General features: G+C 64.1%; 25 protein-coding genes. 4 read left to right on the forward strand and 21 right to left on the reverse strand.

What is annotated here, in order from left to right:
* Window positions 1-13 precede the first annotated feature (13 nt).
* Window positions 14-619 carry a TetR/AcrR family transcriptional regulator gene (locus CT676_RS08535; RefSeq protein WP_135214384.1) on the reverse strand — a complete coding sequence of 202 codons (606 nt, stop codon included), beginning with the start codon at window positions 617-619 and terminating at the stop codon, window positions 14-16.
* 201 nt (window positions 620-820) lie between these two features.
* Between CT676_RS08535 and CT676_RS08540 the strand changes: the two genes are divergently transcribed.
* Window positions 821-2,065, forward strand: coding sequence for an efflux RND transporter periplasmic adaptor subunit (locus tag CT676_RS08540; protein WP_071915009.1), 1,245 nt, complete (start codon window positions 821-823; stop codon window positions 2,063-2,065).
* Between the two features lie 135 nt (window positions 2,066-2,200).
* Window positions 2,201-5,404 (forward strand): multidrug efflux RND transporter permease subunit, encoded by a 3,204-nt coding sequence (locus tag CT676_RS08545; protein ID WP_135214385.1) that lies wholly within the window; start codon window positions 2,201-2,203, stop codon window positions 5,402-5,404.
* On the opposite strand, the gene CT676_RS08550 is transcribed toward CT676_RS08545, so the two are convergent.
* The 16 genes from CT676_RS08550 to CT676_RS08620 all read right to left on the reverse strand — a co-directional run bounded on the left by CT676_RS08550 (window position 5,401) and on the right by CT676_RS08620 (window position 18,362).
* Window positions 5,401-6,129, reverse strand: a complete 729-nt coding sequence (locus tag CT676_RS08550; RefSeq protein ID WP_063983902.1) for a sulfite exporter TauE/SafE family protein — start codon at window positions 6,127-6,129, stop codon at window positions 5,401-5,403. The two genes, CT676_RS08545 and CT676_RS08550, sit on opposite strands and share 4 nt — an antisense overlap.
* A 15-nt stretch (window positions 6,130-6,144) precedes the next feature.
* Complete coding sequence (locus tag CT676_RS08555; protein WP_135214386.1) at window positions 6,145-6,384, reverse strand: hypothetical protein; 240 nt, start codon at window positions 6,382-6,384, stop codon at window positions 6,145-6,147.
* Window positions 6,323-6,580 (reverse strand): hypothetical protein, encoded by a 258-nt coding sequence (locus tag CT676_RS08560; protein WP_135214387.1) that lies wholly within the window; start codon window positions 6,578-6,580, stop codon window positions 6,323-6,325. The genes CT676_RS08555 and CT676_RS08560 overlap by 62 nt, the downstream gene beginning before the upstream one ends.
* A gap of 231 nt (window positions 6,581-6,811) precedes the next feature.
* Window positions 6,812-7,930, reverse strand: coding sequence for a helix-turn-helix transcriptional regulator (locus CT676_RS08565; protein ID WP_135214388.1), 1,119 nt, complete (start codon window positions 7,928-7,930; stop codon window positions 6,812-6,814).
* Between the two features lie 108 nt (window positions 7,931-8,038).
* Window positions 8,039-9,157 carry a helix-turn-helix transcriptional regulator gene (locus CT676_RS08570; RefSeq protein WP_135214389.1) on the reverse strand — a complete coding sequence of 373 codons (1,119 nt, stop codon included), beginning with the start codon at window positions 9,155-9,157 and terminating at the stop codon, window positions 8,039-8,041.
* A gap of 144 nt (window positions 9,158-9,301) precedes the next feature.
* Complete coding sequence (locus CT676_RS43915) at window positions 9,302-9,535, reverse strand: hypothetical protein (RefSeq protein WP_167767994.1); 234 nt, start codon at window positions 9,533-9,535, stop codon at window positions 9,302-9,304.
* On the reverse strand, window positions 9,504-9,752 hold the full coding sequence (locus CT676_RS08575; RefSeq protein WP_085404769.1) for a hypothetical protein: 249 nt from the start codon (window positions 9,750-9,752) through the stop codon (window positions 9,504-9,506). Before CT676_RS08575 ends, CT676_RS43915 begins: the two co-directional genes overlap by 32 nt.
* Before the next feature lie 134 nt (window positions 9,753-9,886).
* On the reverse strand, window positions 9,887-10,861 hold the full coding sequence (locus tag CT676_RS08580) for an AraC family transcriptional regulator (RefSeq protein WP_135214390.1): 975 nt from the start codon (window positions 10,859-10,861) through the stop codon (window positions 9,887-9,889).
* A gap of 222 nt (window positions 10,862-11,083) precedes the next feature.
* Entirely contained in the window at window positions 11,084-12,241 is a 1,158-nt protein-coding gene (locus CT676_RS08585; RefSeq protein WP_135214431.1) for a LuxR C-terminal-related transcriptional regulator, read from the reverse strand.
* Window positions 12,242-12,534: 293 nt separating this feature from the next.
* Window positions 12,535-13,047, reverse strand: coding sequence for a hypothetical protein (locus CT676_RS08590; RefSeq protein WP_135214391.1), 513 nt, complete (start codon window positions 13,045-13,047; stop codon window positions 12,535-12,537).
* Between the two features lie 100 nt (window positions 13,048-13,147).
* Window positions 13,148-13,594, reverse strand: coding sequence for a MaoC family dehydratase (locus tag CT676_RS08595; RefSeq protein ID WP_135214392.1), 447 nt, complete (start codon window positions 13,592-13,594; stop codon window positions 13,148-13,150).
* 387 nt (window positions 13,595-13,981) lie between these two features.
* Window positions 13,982-14,404 carry a hypothetical protein gene (locus tag CT676_RS08600; RefSeq protein WP_063983909.1) on the reverse strand — a complete coding sequence of 141 codons (423 nt, stop codon included), beginning with the start codon at window positions 14,402-14,404 and terminating at the stop codon, window positions 13,982-13,984.
* Window positions 14,405-14,416: 12 nt separating this feature from the next.
* The gene (locus CT676_RS08605) at window positions 14,417-14,638 is read right to left on the reverse strand and encodes a hypothetical protein (RefSeq protein ID WP_028146622.1); all 222 of its coding nucleotides are present in this window, start codon (window positions 14,636-14,638) and stop codon (window positions 14,417-14,419) included.
* A 105-nt stretch (window positions 14,639-14,743) separates the two neighbouring features.
* Window positions 14,744-15,577, reverse strand: coding sequence for a lytic murein transglycosylase (locus CT676_RS08610; RefSeq protein WP_135214393.1), 834 nt, complete (start codon window positions 15,575-15,577; stop codon window positions 14,744-14,746).
* A gap of 119 nt (window positions 15,578-15,696) precedes the next feature.
* A complete protein-coding gene (locus CT676_RS08615) occupies window positions 15,697-16,503 on the reverse strand; it encodes a shikimate dehydrogenase (protein WP_135214394.1) in 807 nt (268 codons plus the stop codon).
* Window positions 16,500-18,362, reverse strand: a complete 1,863-nt coding sequence (locus CT676_RS08620; RefSeq protein ID WP_135214395.1) for an NAD(P)/FAD-dependent oxidoreductase — start codon at window positions 18,360-18,362, stop codon at window positions 16,500-16,502. The genes CT676_RS08615 and CT676_RS08620 overlap by 4 nt, the downstream gene beginning before the upstream one ends.
* A gap of 163 nt (window positions 18,363-18,525) precedes the next feature.
* Between CT676_RS08620 and CT676_RS08625 the strand changes: the two genes are divergently transcribed.
* Window positions 18,526-20,151, forward strand: a complete 1,626-nt coding sequence (locus CT676_RS08625; RefSeq protein WP_135214396.1) for a long-chain fatty acid--CoA ligase — start codon at window positions 18,526-18,528, stop codon at window positions 20,149-20,151.
* A 92-nt stretch (window positions 20,152-20,243) separates the two neighbouring features.
* Entirely contained in the window at window positions 20,244-21,362 is a 1,119-nt protein-coding gene (locus tag CT676_RS08630) for a glycoside hydrolase family 172 protein (RefSeq protein WP_135214397.1), read from the forward strand.
* Between the two features lie 83 nt (window positions 21,363-21,445).
* Here CT676_RS08630 and CT676_RS08635 read toward each other — a convergent pair whose 3' ends face one another.
* Genes CT676_RS08635 through CT676_RS08650 form a run of 4 tightly spaced genes read right to left on the reverse strand, consistent with a single transcriptional unit; the run spans window position 21,446 to window position 24,111 of the window.
* The gene (locus CT676_RS08635) at window positions 21,446-21,979 is read right to left on the reverse strand and encodes a porin (RefSeq protein WP_063983914.1); all 534 of its coding nucleotides are present in this window, start codon (window positions 21,977-21,979) and stop codon (window positions 21,446-21,448) included.
* A gap of 31 nt (window positions 21,980-22,010) precedes the next feature.
* Complete coding sequence (locus CT676_RS08640) at window positions 22,011-22,769, reverse strand: outer membrane beta-barrel protein (RefSeq protein WP_135214398.1); 759 nt, start codon at window positions 22,767-22,769, stop codon at window positions 22,011-22,013.
* A gap of 52 nt (window positions 22,770-22,821) precedes the next feature.
* Window positions 22,822-23,331 carry a porin gene (locus CT676_RS08645; protein WP_063983916.1) on the reverse strand — a complete coding sequence of 170 codons (510 nt, stop codon included), beginning with the start codon at window positions 23,329-23,331 and terminating at the stop codon, window positions 22,822-22,824.
* A gap of 51 nt (window positions 23,332-23,382) precedes the next feature.
* Window positions 23,383-24,111: an outer membrane beta-barrel protein gene (locus CT676_RS08650; RefSeq protein WP_167767995.1), complete on the reverse strand. Its 729-nt coding sequence runs from the start codon at window positions 24,109-24,111 to the stop codon at window positions 23,383-23,385.
* Window positions 24,112-24,449: the final 338 nt, after the last annotated feature.

The raw sequence follows: 24,449 nt of genomic DNA on the forward strand, positions 1-24,449 counted from the left end.
CGGCGGGCGGCCGTCACGTTCTGTCGGCCGACTGCGCCTCGACCGCCTGCACGGCAACGCTCGCGACCTGACGCAGCGCCTCGCGGTCGGAGCCTGAGGACGCCATCACGCCCATGCCGACCGAGACGGCCGAGACGTAGCGCGCGAGCGCGGCGGGATCAGAGCTCGGCTTGAGATCGCCTTCGGCCTTGGCGCGAACAAAGCGCTCGCGGAGCTGGTCTTCGTTCTCGGCGCGGCGGGCGGCGAGCTCGAACGGGACGTTCTCGGAGCCGCTGCCGCAGGCGATGCCGCCCTGCACGAGCAGGCAGCCGGGCGGGTTGGCGGGATCGGTCTGCTTGTCGGCGATGCCCGTCAGCATCCGCTCGGCGACGTCGCGGGCGGTCGGTGCGGCGACCACCTCGTTCATCCAGACGCCACGCAATTTGGTGTAACGGTCGAGCGCGGCCTTGAGCAGGCCTTCCTTGTTGCCGAAGCAGGCGTAAAGGCTCGGCGGATTGATGCCCATGGCCTCGGTGAGCTGGGCAATGGTGGCGCCCTCATAGCCATGGCGCCAAAACACTTCCATCGCCTGGTCCAACGCCGTTTCGGCGTCGAATTCGCGGGGGCGTCCCATGCCCATGTGCCTGTCTCCTCGGAATTCACGTTCTGCCTGAAGCTTAACGCCGAATCCTATCTATTTGTTCTAGCTTTATTTTCTCTGCCGTCTTCCAATTCTTGCGGTATGCCGCTACAATTTTCTTAGTGAATGGTACATAAGTATCTTGCACTGCGACATCCAGCTCCACATCTGTAGTGAACACTACATATCTGGAGCGCGCAAATGCATCCCTCGCAAAACTCCCCCCGCACCGGCCGTTTCCGCCGCCTCCTCGGCGGCGTTGCCATCGTGGGCGCCCTCGCCGTGGCCGGCTCGATCGCGACCGGCCATTACTTACGTGCCGCGCAGGCGACCGCAACGGCTGCGGCAGCTGAGCAGGCCGTCCCTGTCACGGTCGCGCTGATCGAACCGAAGCAGACCGTGCTGTGGGACGATTTCTCCGGCCGGCTCGAGGCCATCAACCGTGTCGAGCTTCGTCCCCGCGTCGCGGGTGCGATCCTTGCGACCAACTTCACCGAAGGCGCGCTGGTGAAGGCCGGCGACGTGCTGTTCAAGATCGATCCGGCGCCTTACGCAGCAGAGGTCGACAAGGCCAACGCCCAGCTCGAGGCTGCCAAGGCGCGCGTCGTGTTCACCCAGAGCGAGCTCGAGCGCGGCGCGCAGCTGGTCGGCAATGCCGTGGTCACTCGGCGTGACTACGACCAGCGCGACAATGCCAATCGCGAAGCCATCGCCAATGTGAAGGCGGCCGAAGCGACGCTCCAGACCGCAAAGCTCAATCTCGACTACACCGAGGTGCGCGCGCCCGTGGACGGCCGCGTCGGCAAGTTCGAGATCACGGTCGGCAATCTCGTCGCCGCCGGCACCGCCTCCCCCGTCCTGACCTCGCTGGTGTCGGTCAATCCGATCTACGCCTCGTTCGATGCGGATGAAGAGGTCGTGCTGCGCGCGCTGAACTCGATCGCGGATGCCTCCGGCAAGCGCGGCAATCTCGACCAGATCCCGGTGGAAATGACGACATCCGGCGGCCTCTCGGCGAGAGGTCATATCCAGCTGATCGACAACCAGGTCAACGGCCAGAGCGGCACCATCCGGGTCCGCGCGGTGTTTCGGAACGAGGACGGCCGTCTCATCCCCGGCCAGTTCGCCCGCGTACGCATGGGCCAGCCGAAGCAGCAGACGCTGGTGATGATCGACGAGCGCGCGATCGGCACCGACCAGGACAAGAAGTTCGTGATGGGGGTCGGCGACGACAGCCGCGCGGTCTACCGGCCGATCACGCTCGGCGGCTCGGTCGACGGCCTTCGCATCGTGACGGCGGGACTGAAGCCCGGTGATCGCATCATCGTCAATGGCCTGCAACGCGTGCGTCCCGGTGCGCTCCTCAAGACGGAGGTCGCGGCGATGGGTGCGCGCGGGCCGCAGCAGGCCTCCAACCACAGCAACCAGGACGTGGTGCAACGCTAGTTACATCATTCCGGACCGCGTGCCCGGAATAACGACGTCATAGAGCTACCAAGACATCGCATCTCGATTCCGGGCTCGCGGGCGTTTCCCGCGTCCCGGTAACGGGAGAGCTGTCTCTCTTGCAGGGGCAAGGCCATGAATCTCTCAAAGTTCTTTATCGACCGTCCGATCTTCGCCGGCGTGCTATCCGTCCTGATCTTCCTCGCAGGCCTGATCTCGCTGTTCGCGATGCCGATCTCCGAATATCCGGACGTGGTGCCGCCCTCGGTGCTGGTGCGCGCGACTTATCCCGGCGCCAACCCCAAGGTGATCGCCGAGACGGTGGCGACCCCGATCGAGGAGCAGATCAACGGCGTCGAAGGCATGCTCTACATGTCGAGCCAGGCGACCACTGACGGCGCCATGACGCTGACGGTGACGTTCCGGCTCGGCACCGACCCCGACAAGGCGACACAGCTGGTGCAGAACCGCGTGCAGCAGGCCGAGCCGCGCCTGCCGGCCGTGGTGCGCCAGCTCGGCATCATCACCAAGAAATCGTCCCCCGACCTCACCATGGTCGTGCATCTGCTGTCGCCGAACAACCGCTACGACATGACGTATTTGCGCAACTATGCCGTTCTCAACGTCAAGGACCGGCTGGCGCGCATCGACGGTGTCGGCGACGTCCAGCTCTACGGCGCCGGCGATTATTCGATGCGGGTCTGGGTCGATCCGCAAAAGGCGGCCGAGCATGGTCTGACCGCAAGCGACATCGTCAAGTCGATCCAGGCGCAGAACGTCGAAGCCGCCGCCGGCGTGGTCGGCTCCTCCCCCAACGTCAGGGGTATCGACCTGCAAATGTCCGTCAATGCCGAAGGCCGGCTCGCCAACGAAGAGCAGTTCGGCGACATCGTGGTCAAGACCGGCACCCGCGGCGAAGTGGTGCGGCTGCGCGACGTCGCCCGCATCGAGCTTGGAGCGTCCGAATACGGCCTGCGTTCGCTGCTCGACAACAAGCAGGCGGTGGCGATCCCGATCTTCCAGGCGCCGGGCTCCAACGCGCTCGAGATTTCCGACCACGTCCGCGCCACCATGGCCGAGATCAAGAAGAACATGCCGGAGGGCGTGTCCTACCAGATCGTCTACGATCCGACCCAGTTCGTGCGCTCCTCGATCGAGGCCGTCATCCACACGCTGCTGGAGGCGATCGCGCTGGTGGTGCTGGTGGTGATCCTGTTCCTCCAGACCTGGCGCGCCTCGATCATCCCGCTGCTTGCGGTGCCGGTGTCGATCGTCGGCACCTTCGCGGTGATGCATCTGTTCGGCTTCTCCATCAACGCGCTCAGCCTGTTCGGCCTCGTACTCGCGATCGGCATCGTCGTCGACGACGCCATCGTCGTGGTCGAGAATGTCGAGCGCAACATCGAGGGCGGACTGTCGCCGCGCGACGCCACCTACCAGGCCATGCGCGAGGTGTCGGGACCGATCATCGCGATCGCGATGGTGCTGATCGCGGTGTTCGTGCCGCTCGCCTTCATCTCCGGCCTGACCGGGCAGTTCTATAAGCAGTTCGCGCTGACCATCGCGATCTCGACCGTGATCTCCGCCGTCAACTCGCTGACGCTCTCGCCGGCCCTGTCGGCGCTGCTGCTTAGGGGTCACAACGAGCCGAAGGACCGGCTGACGATCATCATGGAAAAGAGCCTCGGCTGGTTCTTCCGCGGCTTCAACAAGGCCTTCACGCGTTCGTCGGAGAACTACAGCGGCACCGTCACCAAGGTGATCTCGGGCAAGGCCGCGGTGATGGGCCTCTATGTGGTGCTGGTCGGCGTGACCGCCCTCCTGTTCCAGCAGGTGCCGAGTGGCTTCGTGCCGGGTCAGGACAAGCAATATCTCGTCGGCTTCTCACGACTGCCCGATGGTGCGGCGCTCGATCGGACCGAAGAGGTGATCCGCAAGATGAGCGACATCGCGCTGACCCAGCCCGGTGTCGAGAGCTCGGTCGCGTTTCCGGGTCTGTCGATCGCCGGCTTCACCAACTCGTCCAATGCCGGCATCGTGTTCTCGACGCTGAAACCGTTCGACGAACGCAAGGGTCCGGCCCTGAGCGGGAACGCGATCGCGGCCGATCTGAACAAGAAATATTCCGGCATCCAGGAAGCCTTCATCGCCATGTTCCCGCCGCCGCCGGTCAACGGCCTCGGCACCATCGGCGGCTTCAAGCTCCAGATCGAGGACCGTGCCGGTCTCGGCTATGAAGCGCTGAACGAGGCGACCAAGGCGTTCATGGCGGCGATGCAGAAGGCGCCGGAGATTGCCGGCGTGTTCTCGAGCTTCCAGGTCAACGTGCCCCAACTGTTCGCCGACATCGACCGCACCAAGGCGCTTCAGTTGGGCGTGCCCGTGACGGAGGTGTTCAACACGCTGCAGATCTACCTCGGTTCCTACTACGTCAACGACTTCAACAAGTTTGGTCGCACCTACTCCGTCTATGTCCAGGCCGACGCGCCGTTCCGCGCCCGCGCCGACGACATCAGGCAGTTGAAGGTGCGCTCGTCCTCCGGCGACATGGTGCCGCTGTCGGCGCTGCTGACGATCCGCCAGAGCGCCGGACCGGAGCGCGCGATCCGCTACAACGGCTTTTTGTCGTCCGACATCAACGCGGCCGCTGCGCCCGGCTTTTCATCGGGCCAGGCACAGGAGGTCGCGACGCGGATCGCGGCGGAGACGTTGCCGCCCGGCTTTGCCTTCGAATGGACCGACCTGACCTATCAGGAGTTCATCGCCGGCAATTCCGGTCTCTGGGTGTTTCCGCTGGCGATCCTGCTGGTGTTCCTGGTGCTGGCGGCGCTCTACGAGAGCCTGACCTTGCCGCTCTCGATCATCATGATCGTGCCGATGGGCCTGTTGGCGGCGATGTTCGGGGTCTGGATCTCGAAGGGCGACAACAACGTCTTCACCCAGATCGGATTGATCGTGCTGGTCGGCCTCTCCGCCAAGAACGCCATCCTGATCGTCGAGTTCGCGCGTGAGCTCGAATTCGCGGGACGCACGCCGATCCGGGCCGCGATCGAGGCGAGCCGCTTGCGGCTGCGTCCGATCCTGATGACGTCGATGGCGTTCATCATGGGCGTGTTGCCCCTGGTGCTCTCCACCGGCGCCGGCTCGGAGATGCGGCGTGCGATGGGCGTCGCGGTGTTCTCCGGCATGATCGGCGTCACCGTGTTCGGCCTGTTCCTGACGCCCGTGTTCTATGTGCTGCTCCGGACCGTCACCGGCAACAAGCCGCTGGTGCATCACAGCAGCGATACCAGCGCGGCGCCGGTCCAGGATCTCAAGCACGAAGGCGCAGGCCACTAGATCAGGGAGATCCCCGAGAGCAACAACAGAACGAGCACGGTCTTGCGAAAGACCGTCTCGTTGACCCGGTGAAAGGCGATCACACCCAGCGCCGAACCGGCGAACAGCGCCGGCAGGCTGATCGCGAGGTCGACGAACACCTTCGACGATAGATCCTGGTGTCCGACCAGCAGCGCGATCGCGAAGACCTGCATCGCGGCGATGAACGGCTGCACCAGGCCGCGCTGCTCGCTCTTGGGCATGCCGCGCATGTCGCACCAGATCGTGGGGATCGCGCCAGGCATCGCGGTCAGGCCGCCGACCAGCCCTCCCCCGAACCCGATTAGTGCAACCCAGGGCCGGCCGACCGCCTCACCGGCCGTCACAAGCGTCGGCCGCAGCAGCATGTAGGCCGCATAGAGCGCCACGATGATGCCGAAGCCGCGGCGGAGCAGATGCGTGTCCGTGGATTGCAACAGCGACACCGCGATGGGAACGCCGATCAATCCGCCGACGATCAGCAGCAGACTGCCCTCCCACCGGATGCTGCGCCGAAGCGCCCACAGATTGGTGGCCTGCACGCCGATGCTGCACGCCATCATCAGCGGCACGGCCTCCAGCGGCTGAAACACGCGGAGCAGAATCGCGCCCGCCACGGCCGAGAACGCGAAGCCCGAGAGCCCCGAGACGAAGGCGCCGGCGAACACGGCGACGCTCACGAGAAGGCTGGTCGTGATATCAGGCACGATGCGTTCTCCGGCTCAGTCGTAGGGTGTCTGCGTCGCCGGGACGTCGGCAGTCCCGGTGCAGAGCTCCGCATCGTGCGAATTCAGGAGAGGCCGAGAGACCGGCTGCGCGTGCGAACGCTCCAGCATCGCCAGCCCGACCAGTTGAAGCGTGACGAGCGCCGCCGTCAGCGCGGCGGCGACAATGTTGACGTTACGCGCGTTCGAACGTGGTACGGCCGGCCGCGCGCGCGCGCGGATCAACTCTGTTGGCATTTTCAAAAGTATCCTCTTCATTGCAGACGGGAATAATTTCATTCAAACGCGACGTTTCATGCGACTGCTCCAGCAAATAGCTGTAGCGCCGCAATGCGCGCTTCGCGTCGATCTCGCGCTGCGCGCGGAATGCCGCGCCGATGCGCGCGACGATGTCGCGGAACTTGCCGGCCGGAGCTGGTGACGCCTTTCGCATGACAATTTCCTCTCAACTTGCGCGAGAGATTGATGAGGTTCACTTCCGCTTACTGTGAGTTGCTTCACACGAAGATCGAACGCGTCGAGCAAGAAAACGTGTGAGTTCTCGTAGAAGAGAGCGCGGAGAATCGCGTCATTCGATCGAACGACCCGCGATAACTTTCTAATGATGCTGCTGTTTGAACCTATCGCGAGCCGGAGCGACTCGCCTGCGCCTTCGGAAAGCGCGTCAGTGCAGAACCGGATTGGAGAATCCAGCCGCGAGCTTGACGAGGTCCGCCTGACGCGAGACGCCGGTCTTCGCGAACACCCGATGCAGATGCGTCTTCACCGTCGTCTCCGCGATGCCGAGCGCCACGGCCGTCTCCGGCACGCCGCCGACCTCGACGATCGATTGCATGACCCTCAGCTCCGCAGGGGTCAACTCGAACGCGCGGTCGATGAGGCCGGCACATGAGCGGCCGTCGAGTTCCGCCTTCCAGATCAACAAGGCGCCGACCGCCGACGTGCGCTCCGCCGCGCCTTCACGCAACAACGACGGCAGCGCGATGACGTGCGCGACGTAGTAGGAGCCGTCATGCGACATCAGCGGAATCTTTCGCCCGGCCGCCGCGGCGACGGCAACCTCGCCTGCGTCACGAAAGATATCGCGCAGCGCCGAATTTGCCGCGGAAGATCGTGCCACCAGCCGGCCCGCGACAGACCGCAGGACATCATCGGCGGCGAGCAACGTGTCCGCGGCAGGATTGCTGTGGACGATGTTGCAGGCGGTATCGAGCAGGATGACGCCGGCATTCAGCCGATCCACGACATCGGCGAGCGCAATCGCCCGCTGCTGCTTCCGCTCGATCGCCCGGTTGATCAGCAGCGCCCGGCTCGCATGCGGAACCAGGAATTGCATTCGCGCCCGCTGCTCCGCATCGAGCATCCCCTTGCCGGGGATCACGGTGATCAGCATCGGACACGGCGACTTCGACTGTTCCAGAACCACGCTGGCGACATCGACGCAGCCCTGGGGCCGCAGCCATTCCTGATAGAACCGCCCGCGGCGATATTCGTCGAAATTCACGAGATCGGGGATGTTACGAACCTCGCCATAGCGAGGCAGCCGTGCCAGCGGATCGTACTGGGCGTAGGTCTCGGCATAGAGCTGGATGTAGTGCGGATCGACACCGCAGTAATAATGCGTCGCGCCGGACTTGCTGACCGGATCCTTCGAAATCAGCCCGCAAGCCTGGCTGCCGATGAACGCATTGAGCTTGACGACAACATTGCTCCACAACTCAGGGTGGAGACCCGCGTCATATATATTCTCGATCAACTCGGACTGTTTGGGAGGTCGGGACATCAGAACAGCCAATGGTGACTTGGAGATAGCGAAATGTTCGTCATGCCCGGCGGCACTAGTGAGTCTATCGTGGGAGCAAAAGGTTCAACCCCGACAGCGATTGACCGATCAGTTGACGAGCGGATTGGAGAATCCGGCCGCGAGCTTGACGAGATCGGCCTGACGCGAAACGCCGGTCTTGGCGAACACCCGATGCAAATGCGTCTTCGCCGTGGTTTCTGCGATACCGAGCGCTGCCGCCGTTTCCGGGACGCCACCGACCTCGACGATCGACAGGAACACGCGCAGCTCGGCCGGCGTGAGGTCGAAGGTCCGTGCGATCAGCTCGCCATAGGACTGCCCGCCAAGCGACACCTTGCGCAGGAGCAGCGCACCGGCGGCATCGACCACCTGCTCGCTGCCATTTCGCAGCACGGACGACAGCGGCAGAATATGCGCGACATAACGCTCGCCGCTCGGCGAAAGCAGCGGGATCGCATGGCCCCGTGTGGCAAGGAGGGCAATTTCGCTGCGGGTCGCAAGCGCCTCGCGCAGCGTCTGATTGGCCTCCGCGCTGCTGGTTACGAGCTGCCCGGCAACGGACCGAACCACGTCGGCGGCGGCAAACAAGGCGTGGCCGGCCGAATTCGCATGCACCACCCGGCAAAAGGCATCGAGCAGGAAGATGCCGGACGCCAGATTGTCCAGAACATCCGCCAGCGCCGTCGCCAGCGTCAGTTGCGAGGTGATGGCGCGATTGATCAGCAGCGCGCGGCTGGCGTGCGGTACGATCAGCGAGAGCCGACGCTTCATCGCCGGGTCCACCATGCGCCGGCCCGACAGCACCGTCATCATCACCGGGCAGCTCGCATGCGATGTCTCAAGCACGACATTGGCCGCGTCGCTGCAACCCTGTGGCTGCATCCACTCCTGGTAAAAGCGCCCTTTCCGGTATTCATCGAAATTGACGAGATCGGGGATGCTGACGATCTCGCCATGCGGCGGCAGCACCGTCAGCGGATCGAACTTCGAATGGGTCTCTGAATAGAGCCGGATATAGTGCGGGTCGGCGCCGCAATAATAATGGGTGACGCCGAATTTGCTGATCGAATCCTTGGAAAACAGCCCGCAGGCCTGCCCGCCGACGAAATCGCGAACGCCGGCGACGACGTGGTTCCACAGCGAAGGATCGAGCCCCGCGTCATAGATGGACTCGACCAGTTCGGGCAGCTTCGGTGGTCGATGCATGGCTATAAATGGCCTGAGTGATCAATATCACCAAGAATACCATAACCACAGCATGCGACGTCCTCCGATCGGAGGAGGCGCCGGCCGGGCGGATGGGGCCCGGCCGGCGGGCATCGCATTCGAGCCGCCAGGGCTGATGCCGGCTCAGAACGCGACGCGAACGCCACCCTTCGCTGTGCCGGTGCGGCTCCGGTCGGACATCATCATGCCCTCGACCGCGCCGAACACGGACACGTTGCGGCTGGCGCGGTAGTCGAAGCCGAAGCCGGCCACCGCAGCATTGTTGAGCACTTGGCGCCGCGACCTGTTGTCGGCGTTGCCGCCCTGGAAGGTGAAGCCGGGACCGTCATGCCTGGTCCCAGCCGACCTTCTCGACATTTTCTGACCAGACTGCGGCGCGATAGACCTCTCGTCCGCCGGCATCCCTGACGCGGATCCAGGCGTCGCGATCGCGCAGATCGTCACGCCAGACGAACAGATGTCTCGCCATCTCGTCGGCCACAACAAACGTGGCCCTGGCCTGCTCGAAGACCATGCCGCCCGGATCGATCTTCACGACATTGTCGACCAAGAGATCAAAGAAGAAGCGGCGCATTCACAACTCCAATTGCCGGCGCCGTCCGAAACACAGCGTCATCGTTCTACTCCGCGCGCCAGAAGACGTAGTCAGCCGAATGCGGCGCACTGCGATAGGCACCCGCCTGGTCGCACGAGCCGCGCACCGCGCGGTCACAGCGCTTCGCCGCTCCTGACGCCGCTGGGCGTCGCGCCATAGGCCCGGCGGAAACAACGATTGAAATAAGAGAGATCGCCGAAGCCCACGTCGTAGGCGATTGAGCTCACCGGCCGCCCGGCGAAGTCAGGCTCGCGCAGCATGCGATGCGCGCGTTTGAGGCGCTGCCCGGTCAGGAAGGACGAGAACGTCTTGCCGTCGGCTTCGAACAGCCGCTGGAGATAACGTGTGGTCACGCCGAATTCCTGCGCCACGGTCGCGACCGAGAGGTCCTGATGCCAGCAATTGTTGACGATGAAGGACTTCACCTTCCGCAGCCGCGCGGCCCTGACGCCTCGGCGCCCGGCCAGCTCGTGAACCTCATCCGTCGCGCCGAGAACACGCGCCATCAGATCATGGAGATGTGCAACAGCGAGCTGGCGCAATGCGGGCACCGCGAACGCGCGCTCGCGCACCAGAGAGGTCGCGTAGTCGACCAGCAGGCGAAGTCCGGTGGCGCGCTCCGGAATGATTCGCATCACGGTGTCGTCGATGTCCACGATCATGGGCGCCAGCACCCGCCGCGGTACGCGCAGCGACAGACAATTTCCAAGCGAGAGGCGTTCGTAGATCGTCGCGTCCTCCGCGCTCGTCAGAACCGCGTCACCGGGATGAAGCCTCAGATCTCGTCCTCGCGCAGATACTTCGACGATGCCGGATCGGTTGATCATCAGGCCAAGGCTGTCGTTGCCGTCGACGACCAGTTGTTTGGTACGGATGACCCGAGCTCCGACCAGCCCGCCGATCACCAGCTGGACGTCCGGCAAGCCATGGGATGTGAGGCTCGCGGCGAACGGCTTTTCGTCCGTCGGCTCGACCTCCGCCTTGAGCACGCCGCGGCAATAGAATTCGCGCAGCAGCGGCACACGCTCGTCTTCGGGAATGTGGTCCGTCGAAACATTGAGAATGGAAAATTCGTCCTTGCCGCTCACTGCAATTTCTCCAACCGACAGGCAAGCTCGCTCACGCGCTGTCGTCTCCCGCGTCCGGTGCCGGCGCGCATTGTTCCGTGGCGCACGCTGCCCTTCTCATTCAAGAGGCGCCATATACGAAAGTATCAAATGACGCGCGTCGTACGTTCGGAGGACCTGATGATCCTGCTCATCACAATGGATTGAGATTGCATCGCCGCGCGGCTCGCGCCGTCAAATGAATCACATGGTGTCGTCGTCGCGGCTCGTTCGCTGTACAAACGGCGCGGTGAAGCCGGCGGCGATCTTCACGAGATCTGCCTGCCTGCCGGCACCGGTCTTCTCGAACAGGCGACCGAGATGCGTCTTCACCGTGGTCTCGGCAATGCCGAGCTTTGCCGCGATATCGGGAACGCCGCCGACCTCGACAATGGCCATCAGCACGCGCAATTCGGACCGCGTCAGCCTGAAGGCCGCAGCAATGGCGTCGGGCACGAGCGATGGCACCATCGCGGCCTTCTGTACGAGGAGCACCGTGGCCGCGACGTCTCGCGGCAGGCTGCACTCCCGCTTCAACGGAAGGACATGAACGAGATAGTGCTGACCGTCCGCCGACGTCGCGAGCTCGATGCGGCGGCGACCGGCCGGCTGAGCTTCGCTATCCGCAACAACTTCGAACAGGCCGCGGAATAACTTGTCGGTCTGGGTGTTACGCGCCACGATCCGGTCGCCGACCATCGCGAGCAGGTTTGCATCGACGAACAGCTGCCGGCACGCCGCGTTGGCGTGGACGACCCGGCCATCCGCATCGAGCAGGCAGATCGCCGTGCTCAGGCCGTCGAGCACATCGGCAAGGTCGTCCACGGTATGCGAGCGCGCCCTGATCTGCCGGCCCATGATCCTGGAACGCTGGATGTGGGGTGCGAGCAGCCGCATGCGTTCGCGCATCGCCTCGTCGACGGTTCCGCGGGATCGATGGCGTAACACCTGCAAGACCGTGGTACGCGCGTCCGATCTCTCGAGCGCGACGGTCGCGAGGTCGATCGCGCCCTGCGGCTCGACCCACTCGCGATAGAAGCTCGTGGCCACGAAGTCCGCGTGCGGCATGATATCGGTCACGCCGATGGCGTGCCCGGCCGCAAAAGCGAGATGACGATCGAGCAGAGGATCCTGCTCGACATATCTGTCGCGGTAGAGCTGGCGGAAGCGGGATTCGGTGCCAAAATGCTGGTGAATCTCGATCGAGAGCCTTGCCGCATCGCGGGACAGGATGGTCGCGGCACACCCGCCGACGAAATGGGAAACCTGTTCCAGCGCGCCGCTGCGCAGCGCAGGATCGACCGCCGCATCGTAGATCTCGCCGACGAGAGACGAGAACCGGTTTGCCTGGAGGATCGTCATCGGAAGGACGATGCGATCGGCGTGCGGCCCCGGTGACGAAGGGAGCTTGCGCATTGGAAATTGGCAGAGCCGACGGAGCGGTCGATCGTCGCCTTCGGCGTGGAAAAAGCAGTGAAGCGAGATGCTAAAATATCGAACATCGTCCTTGCGTAACGTCAACCGCAGGGTGCGGCTTGGACGTTTTCGCCAAAGACTAGGATAAAAGCGAACAGCGCGCGGGCTGTGTGCTGTGGGTCACGCGCCCTCGCGCTGCTTGCTTGCTCGATCGCGCGCGCTGTGCGCGGCGCAGCACTTTATTTCCGGTTCTCCTCGCAGAACTTCAGCGCGGCCAGCGCCTCGCCGGCGCGCGGGATCTGCATCTCGATGCTGTCCTCGTCATCGTCCTCGAAATCGAGCGAGAGACGCCTGGCCTTCGACAGCCGATCCATGATCGTCTGGTCGTATTCGAAGATGCCGCGCACGGTGGTCTTGTCCATGACCTCCCACTTCGCCTTCTTCATGATGTCGGCGTCATCGGTACCGACGTCGGCCCGGAGGATCTCGCCGACCTTGTCCCACTCCCAGCCGTCATAGATCATCACGATCACGATGGCTTTCTCGGAATAGGTGATCACGATGACGTAGTTGCGGTTCTCGTCTTCCTTGTCCTTGTAGCCGCGGCTCGCATTGCAATGCGTGTCCTGCGCGCGCTTCTCGATGGTCCAGTCACCGACCCTGGATTGCTGCGCAAACGCTGGCCCTGGGCTCGAGACGGCTGCGCCCAGGGCGCCCGCGCTCAGCAAAGCGGCAAGAAGGAATCGTCTCATGTCAGCCTCCAGCGTTCCCCACGCGGAGATGACCACCTCGGCCTGCGGCCCGCAAGGGCTCGAGGAGGCTGATCCGGGCCAATGCTGAACGTCGCCGGTCCTACACCCGCCTGGGGATGATGGCGATCGGGGTGAAGGTGTAAACCTCCTCGCCGTTCTGGTTGAACATGGTCCATTTCACCAGCGCGATGCCCTGCGGCTTCGACTTCGACGGCGTCAGGCTCATGACCTCGCCAACCAGATGCAGGCGGTCATTGGGCCGTACCGGCATGGTCCAGCGCAGACCGTCGACGCCCGCGCCGATCAGCGGATGCGGGCCGAACGGGCGGGCCTGGATCGCGAGGTTCATGGCGATCGCGGCGGTGTGCCATCCTGATGCAGCCAGGCCGTTGAACAAGGTCTGCTTGGCGGCCTCGTGGTCGAGATGCATCGGCTGCGGATCGAACTCGGCTGCAAAGCGCTTGATGTCGGCTTCGGTGACTTGCACCTCGGGGGATTTGAACCGCATTCCGATGGTGAGATCGTCGAACCACTCGACCTGCGCCATGATTTTGCCTCGCAATATGACTTGCCGCCAGCCGGAAAGGCGCGGCTGAAGGACTGAGCAGAGCGGGATGTAGCGGGTCTGCGGTGCACAAACCAGCCCCGGGTTCCCCGCGAAACCCGTTTCCCAAAACGACGAAACACGCCTGAAACAGATTGCCGGTTATCTGGTTGTCAAAATCAGACAGGGACGGCCACCATGCAATTCTTCCTCGACCTCATCCTGGATTATGCCTGCTGCCAAAATCTCGTCTCCCAGCCGCTACGGGAGGATGAGCTATGATCGAGCTGATCTCAGCCGTGCTCGCGCTTTGCAGCGTAGCTGTCTTCGCGGCACATGCTTTGGATGCCTACCGCACCACGCACTCCTGACCTGTACGCCCTCCGGCCGCTAGAACGGGCGCCGGTAAAAGTGCTCCGAGTGCGTGGCCGGCGGAAACCGGTTGGCGAGCGCGATTGCCGCGTTCTCGTCGGTCTCGAGCGCGACCTTCTGCGCCAGCATCACGTCGCCGGGCACGAGAAAGCCTGACGGGACGAAGCACCATCCCATCGCCGCACGCCCCTCATCGTCGATCTCATGGACATTGGCGGCCGTGCCGTAGTGGATGCGGTACCTTTTGCCGGTATCGCAGCCGATGACATCGAAATACCGATGCTGCTCGAATTGTGCGCGCTGCGCCGGCGACAGCCATTCGGCCAAAAGCCGGCGGCCGCGGGCATCCGGCGTGTTCTCGCCGAAGAAGCGCCGATAGAGCTCGCGCAGCGCATGCAGACGCGCACGCGCCGGCGCACGGAGCCAAATTGCCGCGATCATGAGCAGCTCAGATCAACCGCCGACCAGGCGGGGATAGAACAGCGTTTCGTGCGCGGTCGGATCGAATGACTTGATGCGGGTAACTTCACCGGGTCCGGTACGATAGGCGGCGGTGAAGCCCGCTCCGGTCAGCTCACGAAAGCGCCGTTCGGCTCGCGCCAGCGCTTCGGCATTGTCAGGATCAAACTCGTGGCGCGTGTCGCCCGTCTGGTCCATCACGATCTGGGTAGCCATATTGAGTCTCCTCATGCCAGCCCTGCCCCCGATCAAAGCAAACCTCGTGCCGTCAGTTCCTCAACGCAAGAACTTTCTCGTGCGCGGCCGAGCCTTCATGCGGCCTCAACGCAACGCGGCCGCCCCGCCTCCCTCGTCGATCTGCCGTCCCATCAGGGCGATTGCCTTCTGATAGACGCCGGCAGCATTCCAAGCCTCGATAGCGGCAAAATTCGGTTCGCCCGGCTGGTAACCGGCTCCTGCGCGCCAGCCATGAGCTTTCAGGAAATTCGCCGTCGAGTTCAGCGCATTGGCGGCAACCTCGAGATTGCCGGTGCCATAGGCCAGGATGTTCTTGGGCATGAACTGGGTCTGGCCGACCTCGCCGTGCAAGGAGCCGCGGGTCGCCCCCGACAGCGTGCCGCGGTCGATCAGCTTGAGGGCGGCATAGAGCTGGTCGGTGAAGAATTCGGGACGGCGGCAGTCATAGGCAAGGGTCGCGATCGACGACAGCATGTTCTGGTTGCCACGCTGGCTGCCGAAACCGGTCTCCATGCCCCAGATCGCGATCAGCGGCCCGGGCGGGACGCCGTAGCGCTGCTGGATCGAGGCGAACAAGGCGGCCTGCGATTGCTTGAGCTGCCGCCCCTTGGCGACGATGGTGGTGGCGCCGCGCTTGGCGAGGAACTGGTCGAGCGTCAGCGAGAAGCTGCGCTGGCCGCGGTCGGCCGCAATCGTGGCACCGGCGTAATTGGTCTGCATCAGCGCCGAGAGCGCGGTCTGGCCGACGCCCTTGCCCTGCGCCTCCGCGCTGAACTCGCGCTTCCAGGCCTCAAAGCCCGCCGGCGAGCTGCCGCATTGCGCGGCCTCGGCCATGGATATCAGGGACATGGGCGCCAGCGAGAGAAGCAGCGCTGCAGCGCCGATCATGGCCGTCGCAACGGTCCTGCCCTTGGTCATTCCCTGGTCCTCTCACATAAACGTGCGCGACCGGCTCGCGCGGGCCCATGATCCTACGTCGGCCCTGATCGCTCAAGCCCCATCCGGCGCAACCTGTGCCTTGACACCGGGGCAGCCGCCTACCCTTCGCCGTCGCGGCCGAGCAGGAAATCCACCATGATGTCCTGGTGCTGATCGTACATGTCCGTACCGGTCCCGGTCACGCAGCCGACCCTGCGGGCGGCCGCGACGAAGGGCGAGACTTCAGGCTTTGTGATGACGCAGCCGCAATAGGCCGTCGGCGCAAGCCGCGCGACATCGACCGGCAGCGGATCGCCCTCCTTCATCCCGGCGGGTGTCGCATTGGCGACGAAATCGAAGCCCGCGGGATCCCCGGTGCCGACCCGCACGGGCGTTCTGCCGCGCCCGTTGAGCCGGCCGATCAGTGCGTCGCGGCGCTCGGGCGCGCTGTCGTGAATCGCGAGATCGCACACGCCGGCCTCGACCAGCGCCAGTGCGATCGCCGATCCTGCGCCGCCGGCGCCGACGAGCAGCGCCCGCATGCCCCGGGGATCGAACCCCTTCGCCCGCGCCGCACCGACGAAGCCGAGGCCGTCCACCATGTCGCCATGCCATGAGCGGTCGGCGCGCCGGCGCATCAGGTTCGCGGTGCGCAGGAAATGTGCGCGCTCGGTCGCACTGGCGCAGGCCTGATAGCAGGCAAATTTGTGCGGGATGGTCACGACGATGCCGTCGAGGTTCTTCAGCCGCGTCGCCACCGAGAGGAAGTCAGCGAGGTCAGCAGACGAAACCTGGACCGGCACGAGAATGCCGTCATGGCCGCGCGCGGCGAAGGCGGCCGTTACGCCTGCCGGCGAGCGCACCTGCGCGATGGGATCGCCGACGATGACGTAGAGCCGCGTCGCGCCTGATGGGGCCGGGATCATGCCGTTGAAGCCGGAACCAGAGAGCCGCCCGCCTCGGTCCCCTCAGTCAATTCCAGGCCATCCAGATTGCCTTCCTTGCGCCATTTGTCGAGCAGCCGCAGGAATGCCACCGGCCCGCGCCAGTACTGGCTGTTTCTTGCCGCGATCGGATCGAACACGCCCTCGTTGTTGTAGTAGCCCGGCGTGCACTCGGCCAGATAGGTCTGGCGGCCGAGCGCGGCCTTGACGACCTCCTCGACCCAGGCGTTCTCGGCGGCGAGCGTCGGCTCCAGCGTCCGCGCTTTGCGCTTGCGCGCCTCCGCGATCACATAGGCGATGTGCTGCGACTGCTCGTCGATGATATGCGGAAAATTGGCGCTTTGGCCGGCCTGCACCGTGACGATCAGGAAGCAATTCGGGAAGCCACGGCTGTAAAAGCCATGCAGCGTCTTGACGCCATCGCGCCATCGCTCGGACAGGCTCACGCCGTCGCGGCCGTAAACCTCGAAGCCCATGCGGCGGGCATAGTCAGTGCCGACCTCGAAGCCGCTGGCATAGATCAGGCAGTCGAGCTCATAGGCCCTGCCGTCAACCACGACGGCGTTCTCGGTGATGCGCTCAACGCCCTGCCCTTTGGTGTCGACCAGATGCACGTTGGGACGATTGAAGGTGTCGAGATATTCGTCGTGGAAGCATGGCCGCTTGCAGAACGCCTTGTACCAGGGCTTGAGCGCCGCCGCGGCGGCTTCGTCCGTCACAACGGTATCGACGCGCGCGCGGATCTCTTCCATCTTGCGGTAGTCGGCCTGCTCGATGACCTTCAGCGCCTCTTCGAGCGAGGTCACCGGCTGCGGCTGGCGGCGCGGCGCAAGCAGGATCTCGCCAAGCAGGCCGGTCCAGCCGTCCTGCACCAGGTCCCGTTCGAACGGCTCGCCGGAGATCACCGCAGTGAAATTGTCCATGCGCTCGCGCTGCCAGCCGGGCTTGAGGTTCTGCGCCCAGCTTGCGTCCGTCGGACGGTCGTCGCGCACGCCGATCGCCGATGGCGTGCGCTGGAAGACATAGAGCTCTTTCGCCGATCGGCCGAGATGCGGCACGCATTGCACGGCGGTCGCGCCGGTGCCGATGATGCCGACGCGCTTGTCGGCGAGACCGGTGAGACCGCCTTCAGCCGTGCCGCCGGTGTAGCCATAGTCCCAGCGGCTGGTGTGGAAGCTGTGTCCCCTGAAGGTCTCGATGCCGGGAATGCCCGGCAGCTTCGGACGGCTCAGCGGGCCACCGGCCAGGATGACGAAGCGTGCGCGGATGCGATCGCCGCGATCGGTCTCGACCAGCCACCGTCCCTCCTGCTCCTGCCATTCCATCCGCGAGATGATTGTCTGAAACAGCGCGCGCTCGTAGAGGCCGAAGTGACGGCCGATGCGGCGGGAGTGTTCGTAGATCTCAGGCGCCCGCGCATATTTGCGCACCGGCATGTAGCCGGTCTCTTCCAGCAGCGGCAGATAGATGTAGCTCTCGGTATCGCAGGCCGCACCGGGATAACGATTCCAGTACCAGGTGCCGCCGAAATCGGCGGCCTTTTCCACGATACGAAAATCCTCGATGCCGGCCTCGCGCAGGCGCGCGCCGCAGAGCAGGCCGCCGAAGCCGCCGCCGACGATGAGAACTTCGGTCTGTTCGCTGACGGCTGCGCGCGCAAATCCGGGATCGGCCCAGGGATCGTCGAGGTAGCGGCCGAAATCGCCTGCGACCTCGACATATTGCGCCTTGCCCTCGGCGCGCAAACGCCGGTCGCGCTCGTCGCGATAGCGCGCGCGGAGTGCGGAAATATCGACCGTAGATTCGCCGGCTGCACCGGTCTTGTGTCTTTCCGCTGACATCCATGTCCTCCACGGCGAACGCTGCCTCGGATCAGTTAGCCCCGAAAAAGTGACGCATGCAATCGCGTCGCTCGCTTTTTGCGTGAACGCCGCATGACGTTCCGCTAACCTCACGCGCAAATCACAACATATGCCACGCAACGACGTGGCTGCGGAGGGGACCATGCAGGGATTGATGATGGATATGCCGCTCCTGATCAGCGGCCTGATCCAGTATGCCGCGGACTATCACGGCGAAGCCGAGATCGTCGCGCGCGAGATCGAGGGCGACATCCATCGCTACACCTACGCCGACGCCCATCCACGCATCAAGCGCATGGCGCTGGCTCTGAAGCGGCTCGGCATGAGGCAAGGCGACCGCGTCGGCACCGTGGCCTGGAATACGCACCGGCATTTCGAGATGTTCTATGCCGCGCCCGGCATGGGCTATGTGCTGCACACCATCAATCCGCGGCTGTTCCCCGAGCAGCTCGTCTACATCATCAATCACGCCGGGGACCGGCTGCTGTTCATCGACCGCGCCACGCTGCCGCTGGTCGAGGCGATCGCGCCGCAGCTGACGACGATCGAGGCCTATGTCGTGATGTCCTCGCGCGAGCGGATGCCGGAGACCAAGCTTGCGAACGTGCATTGCTACGAAGATCTCCTCGCCAGCGAGAACGACGCCGGCTTCGCCTGGCCGGAGTTCGACGAAAAATCCGCCTCCACCATCTGCTACACGTCGGGCACGACGGGCAACCCCAAGGGCGTGATCTACTCGCACCGCGCCGCCATCCTGCAGACCATGACCTGCTGCAATTTCGACTTCCTGCCGGGACATCTCGAAGGCGTACGCGAAGTCATGATGCCGATGGCGCCGCTCTTCCACGGCAACGGCTGGAACATGCCGTTCACCGCGCCTTACACGGGATCAAAGCTGGTGCTGCCCGGCCGCAACTATGAGCCCGACAAGCTCTATGAGCTGCTCGAAGGCGAGAAGGTGACGCTCTCCGCCGGCGTGCCGAGCTTCTGGCTGATCCTGCTCGACTGGCTGGGGCGCACCGGCAATAAATTCTCGACCCTGCGCGCGACGCTGTCGTCCGGCTCGGCGCCGCCGCGCGCGATGGTCGAGAAGCTCAAGCGCGACTATGACATCGACTACGTCCAGGCCTGGGGTATGACCGAAGCCCTGGGCTGCTCGATGCCGGGCTTGCGGCCCGGCTCCGAGCATCTCGGCGACAAGGAGAAATTTGACCGGCGCCAGGTGTCGGGCCGCGCCTGCTTCGGCACATCCTTGCGCATCGTCGACGACGGCGGCAACGAGCTGCCGCGCGACGGCAAGACCGTCGGACATCTGCGAGCACGCGGGCCGTGGGTCGCCTCGGGCTACATGAAGCTCGACGAAGGCCTCGACCGTGATGGTTGGCTGATCACCGGCGACATGGCGGTGATCGACAGCCAAGGCCACGTCACGCTGACCGATCGCTCCAAGGACGTGATCAAGTCCGGCGGCGAATGGATCTCCTCGATCCAGCTCGAGGACGTCGCCTTGTCCCACCCCGACGTGCTGCAAGCCGCGGTAGTCGCGATCAACCATGAGAAATGGCAGGAGCGTCCGCTGCTCCTCGTCGTCCGCAAGAAGGGCGCGACCGTGGACGGCAAGACCTTGCTCGACCACATGCGCCCGAAGATTGCGAGTTGGTGGATGCCCGACGCCGTCGAATTCCTGGACGAATTTCCGATGACCGGCACCGGCAAGGTGCTCAAATCCGCGCTGCGCGAGAAGTTCAGGGAGTACCGCGTCGTCTGAAGTACGCGCACCCTGCGTGCGCGGTCTTCATCTTTTGGTAGATTCGACGGCGATATATCGAGGTGTCGCTAACTCCAGGGATAGAGGACAGCATGGCGTTTTCCGGATTGGGCCTGTATCTCGGCAATCTGTCGCGCCTGTCGAATGCGCAGACGCGCTCGATCAGCCCCGAGAATTTCACCGGCGAGAAGGGCAAGGGCGGCATGTCCGTCGACGGACCCGCCGCACGCCAGGCCCGCGATCTCGGCCAGGGCTGGAAGATCTCGCCCTATGTCGTCATCGAGCCCGGCGCTACCTTTACGCTCGCCGACATTCAGGGCCAGGGCGCGATCCAGCAGATCTGGATGACGCTGGCGCGCGGGCGCCTTCGTCACTCGATCCTGCGCGTCTACTGGGACGACCAAATGCTGCCAAGCGTGGAATGCCCGGCCGGCGATTTCTTCGCCTGCGGATGGGAGGAGTTCGCGCAGGTGTCCTCGCTCGCGGTCTGCGTCAATCCCGGCCGCGCGTTCAACTGCTACTGGGAAATGCCGTTCCGCACGCGCGCGCGCTTCACGCTGGAGAACCGCAGCGAGGAGCAGCTCACCGTCTACTACCAGATCAACTACACGCTCACTGAGGTGCCCGAGGACTGCGCCTATTTCCATGCGCAGTTCCGGCGTACCAATCCGCTGCCGTACAAGGAGGTCTACACCATCCTCGATGGCGTAAGCGGTGCGGGCCATTATGTCGGCACCTATATGGCCTGGGGCGTCAACAACAATGGCTGGTGGGGCGAAGGCGAGATCAAGTTCTTCATCGACGGCGACGGTGCATTCCCGACCATCTGCGGCACCGGCACCGAGGATTATTTCTGCGGCGCCTATAATTTCGATCCCTATGTCGCGCATGCCGGCCAGGGTCCGGCGCAACAATCCCGCTACCAGGAATTCACCACGCCCTATGCCGGCCTACCGCAGGTGATCCGTCCCGATGGCGTCTACAAGTCGCAGCAACGCTTCGGCCTGTACCGCTGGCACATCCCCGATCCCGTGCGCTTCCGCTCCGATCTGCGCGTGACGATCCAGGCGCTGGGCTGGCTGCCGGGCGTCAAGGAGGCGAAGTATCTTCCATTGCAGGACGACATCGCCTCGGTCGCGTTCTGGTACCAGACGCTGCCGACCCCGCCCTTCCCGACATTGCCCGGCCCGGATTATCTCGAAATCGGCTAGCCGCCCTTCCCTGCACTCACAGCATTTGCGCCGCCCGGACGTCGTGAAGATCGTCCGGGCGGCGCCTTCGTGTTCGGCGCCGGCTACCAGGAATACTGGAGCCCCACGCGTCCAAGGGCGCGCACGTCGCTCCACGACTGCGCCGGAAGCGCCACGCCAAACTCCGTCGCGGTCCGGTTGGACGTGGACGTCAAGCTGCCGCGATCGAGACCGAACGCGATGCCCATGGTCAGTGACAGGTTTCCCTGGATCCTGATCATTCCGACCACACCGGCGGCATGCTGCCCGTCGAAGACGGCCCAGTGCGTCGAGATCGCATAGTTGGTCCCGTCGGGCAGGAACGGATTGACGAGCGAAGTCGCCATGGCCGTTCCCGTCGCTGCACGGGTAATCTGGCGTGCGAGATCGAACTGGCTCTGCACCGTCTGCCCCGCGTTCACGCAGGTGTCAGTACCCGGTATGTAGAAGAAGTTGGCACCGTAGACTGAGCAGATCTTTTCGTACTCGACCGCAGCATGGCCGGGCGTCGGGATCGCCAGAACCAGAGCGGCAGTCGCAAGGATAGCGCGCAGGTGACGTCGGAAGACGTCTCGTGCCGCGTTGATTTGCTTCCACATGTTTGTCTCCAATCAGTGACGTTGGCGCGGCTCAGTAACGAGCAACGATGGCATCGCCGTTGAAGCGGTAGTTCACGCCGAGCTTCACGAGATGAAGGTCATGGTCGACGTTCTGGGTGCTGATCCGTGTGCTCAGCGCGATCGCGGCCGGACCGAAATACAGGTAGTCGTACTCCAGTCGCGCCGAGAGATTGCTCGTCAGCGCGTATTCAAGGCCGACGCCGCCGGTCAAGCCGGTCCGCTGGTGGTTCACGTCGAGCGGAGCAACCGTGCCGACATAGGCCTGGTAGGCGACATTTGCCCAGGCAACCCCGCCTTTGGCGTAAGCCAGTACGTTATCAAACGCGTAGCCGATGCGACCGGTGCCCGTCGCCAGTGCCTGGTACGACACTGAAAGCCCGGACAAGATGGGGTTCGCGGGATCGAACGGCCGATTGCCCTTGATCGACGCCCAGGAGAGATCGAGCTCGGCACCGACCACGATGTTGTCGAACTGCCAGTTGCCGCCAACCTGCGCACCTGCGAGCGCGCCCTTTGTGTCCATCGTGAAGCGATCTTGCGCGAATGCGAAGCTCGGGTCGACGAGCCGGCTGCTGCCCATGCCATAACCGCCATGAGCACCAATGTAGAAGCCGTTCCAGAGCGGCACCGGAGCGACGACCGGAGCCTTCACGGTCATGTCGGCCGCGTTCGCGGATGTGGCGGTGAGCGGCATGGCCGCGAGAAGCGGCGTGACGGCAGCAACGCAGGAGAGGAAGCGGCGCGCCGATCGCGAGAGAGAGATTGTCATGGGATGATCTTTCAAATGTCAGAATGAATCTTAGGAGCGAGCGTCGCGTGCATCACCAGGCGTACATGAAGCCCGCGCGGCCGAGGCCACGGACGTCACTCCACGATTGCGCCGGGATCGCCGTGCCGAATTCCGTCTGCGTGCGGTTGGTGAGGGACGTGAGGCTTCCCTTGTCGAGGCCGAGCGAGAAGCCGCCCGAGAACACGAAATTGCCGGAGACCCGCACGAGCCCTGAGAAGCCCGCTGCGTGCTGGCCGTCATAGGTCGCCCAGTGGGTCGAGACCGCGTAATTGGTGCCGGTCGGAAGCCACGGCGCGACGAGCGACGCGGCCATCGCGGTGCCGGTCGAAGCGCGGGTCTGCGCACGCGCGAGATCGAACTGGTTCGTCGCGATCTGGTTGGCGTTGGTGCAGGTGTCGGTGCCCGGAATGTAGAAGAAGCCGGCGCCGTACAAGGAGCAGACCTTGACGTACTCGACTGGAGCGGCGGCGTGGCTTGGTGCGGCGATCATGGCGCCGAGGCCGGCGGTGACGACTGCGGCGATCTTGGACATGGTGGACATGATGTTGTCTCCGAGGATTTCTGTTGAATGTTGTTTCGATGTGCCGGGGAATTAACGCGGGAGGCCGCCGTCGCCGTTGAAACGGACGTTGATGCCGGCCTTCACCACCTGGACGAAATGCTTGATCTCGGAGGTCGTGTCCTGGCTCACCCAATGCAGCGTTTCGGTGGGGAGAAAGATCGCGTTGTATTCGACCTTGGCGGAGACGTTGCGCAGGAAGGCCACTTCCAGGCCGACGCCGCCGACGGCACCGAACAGCTCGCGGTTGTAGTTGGTGATCTCCGGGGTGAACCGCGACGAAAGCTCCATGCGGGCATAGGCGGCACCGCCCTTGGCATAGGCGAGCCATTGGCCCGATGCATAGCCGACACGGCCCGTCGCGGTCGCGAGGGCGGTGTAGCCGACCCCGTTGGTGGTGCTCGACGTGAGAAGGGGCGAGGTGCTGGTGTTGCCCTTCACGAAGGACCAGGAGCCGTCGACCTCGGCACCAAGGACATAGTTGCCCAGCTGCCAATTGTAGCCGAGCTGCCCGCCCGCGAGCGGTCCGTTGTAGTAGGCAAAGAACGGATTGTTGGCGGGGCTGTTGAGGGGATCGCGAAACTCCGACTTCCCCCATCCCCAGCCGCCATGGACACCGGCGTAGAATCCAGACCAGGAGACGACGGGTGCAGGCAGCGGACCGCCGGCGAAAGCAGGTGAAGTGATAGTCGCGCTCACCGCTGCAACGGCGGCGGCGAGTCTGATGCGGTGAGTGACGGAACGTCCTGATTGCGTGTGCATGTCGATGTCCATTTCCTTTTCGAATCCAAGATTGATGTTCTTATATTTCTCTATTTTAGATTGTGCTTTGAGACGCAACGTTTGGATCAAGCCCTTGCTTGCTTTTGAACGGACGAAACCGGCGACCGCGCAGCTTGCGGATCGACGGGACGAACTATCGGTTGTTGGAAGAACCCGCGCGCAGTCTAGGACAATGCGCTCCGCGTCCTATCGACTGGCGAACTAGGGGCGCGCGATCCGTAAGGATGTGCTTCCGTAGTCCCCTTGTGTTGTCATGACTGCTGCCCCCACTTTTGATTGAGGCCGATCTTAGGCACGACCTTTCGGATTGCCAGTCG

This window comes from Bradyrhizobium sp. MOS001, from assembly GCF_004634465.1.
Lineage (GTDB): Bacteria > Pseudomonadota > Alphaproteobacteria > Rhizobiales > Xanthobacteraceae > Bradyrhizobium > Bradyrhizobium barranii.

Bases quoted from the DNA above. Each gene is read 5' to 3' on its own strand.
- CT676_RS08620 (WP_135214395.1), bottom strand. From the start codon at position 18,362: ATGTCAGCGGAAAGACACAAGACCGGTGCAGCCGGCGAATCTACGGTC.
- CT676_RS08560 (WP_135214387.1), bottom strand. From the start codon at position 6,580: ATGCGAAAGGCGTCACCAGCTCCGGCCGGCAAGTTCCGCGACATCGTC.
- CT676_RS08625 (WP_135214396.1), top strand. From the start codon at position 18,526: ATGCAGGGATTGATGATGGATATGCCGCTCCTGATCAGCGGCCTGATC.
- CT676_RS08585 (WP_135214431.1), bottom strand. From the start codon at position 12,241: ATGACGATCCTCCAGGCAAACCGGTTCTCGTCTCTCGTCGGCGAGATC.
- CT676_RS43915 (WP_167767994.1), bottom strand. From the start codon at position 9,535: ATGTCGAGAAGGTCGGCTGGGACCAGGCATGACGGTCCCGGCTTCACC.
- CT676_RS08540 (WP_071915009.1), top strand. From the start codon at position 821: ATGCATCCCTCGCAAAACTCCCCCCGCACCGGCCGTTTCCGCCGCCTC.
- CT676_RS08590 (WP_135214391.1), bottom strand. From the start codon at position 13,047: ATGAGACGATTCCTTCTTGCCGCTTTGCTGAGCGCGGGCGCCCTGGGC.
- CT676_RS08615 (WP_135214394.1), bottom strand. From the start codon at position 16,503: ATGATCCCGGCCCCATCAGGCGCGACGCGGCTCTACGTCATCGTCGGC.
- CT676_RS08570 (WP_135214389.1), bottom strand. From the start codon at position 9,157: ATGCATCGACCACCGAAGCTGCCCGAACTGGTCGAGTCCATCTATGAC.
- CT676_RS08645 (WP_063983916.1), bottom strand. From the start codon at position 23,331: ATGTCCACCATGTCCAAGATCGCCGCAGTCGTCACCGCCGGCCTCGGC.
- CT676_RS08630 (WP_135214397.1), top strand. From the start codon at position 20,244: ATGGCGTTTTCCGGATTGGGCCTGTATCTCGGCAATCTGTCGCGCCTG.
- CT676_RS08600 (WP_063983909.1), bottom strand. From the start codon at position 14,404: ATGATCGCGGCAATTTGGCTCCGTGCGCCGGCGCGTGCGCGTCTGCAT.
- CT676_RS08565 (WP_135214388.1), bottom strand. From the start codon at position 7,930: ATGTCCCGACCTCCCAAACAGTCCGAGTTGATCGAGAATATATATGAC.
- CT676_RS08635 (WP_063983914.1), bottom strand. From the start codon at position 21,979: ATGTGGAAGCAAATCAACGCGGCACGAGACGTCTTCCGACGTCACCTG.
- CT676_RS08650 (WP_167767995.1), bottom strand. From the start codon at position 24,111: ATGCACACGCAATCAGGACGTTCCGTCACTCACCGCATCAGACTCGCC.
- CT676_RS08610 (WP_135214393.1), bottom strand. From the start codon at position 15,577: ATGACCAAGGGCAGGACCGTTGCGACGGCCATGATCGGCGCTGCAGCG.
- CT676_RS08535 (WP_135214384.1), bottom strand. From the start codon at position 619: ATGGGCATGGGACGCCCCCGCGAATTCGACGCCGAAACGGCGTTGGAC.
- CT676_RS08595 (WP_135214392.1), bottom strand. From the start codon at position 13,594: ATGGCGCAGGTCGAGTGGTTCGACGATCTCACCATCGGAATGCGGTTC.
- CT676_RS08575 (WP_085404769.1), bottom strand. From the start codon at position 9,752: ATGCGCCGCTTCTTCTTTGATCTCTTGGTCGACAATGTCGTGAAGATC.
- CT676_RS08555 (WP_135214386.1), bottom strand. From the start codon at position 6,384: ATGCCAACAGAGTTGATCCGCGCGCGCGCGCGGCCGGCCGTACCACGT.
- CT676_RS08545 (WP_135214385.1), top strand. From the start codon at position 2,201: ATGAATCTCTCAAAGTTCTTTATCGACCGTCCGATCTTCGCCGGCGTG.
- CT676_RS08605 (WP_028146622.1), bottom strand. From the start codon at position 14,638: ATGGCTACCCAGATCGTGATGGACCAGACGGGCGACACGCGCCACGAG.
- CT676_RS08640 (WP_135214398.1), bottom strand. From the start codon at position 22,769: ATGACAATCTCTCTCTCGCGATCGGCGCGCCGCTTCCTCTCCTGCGTT.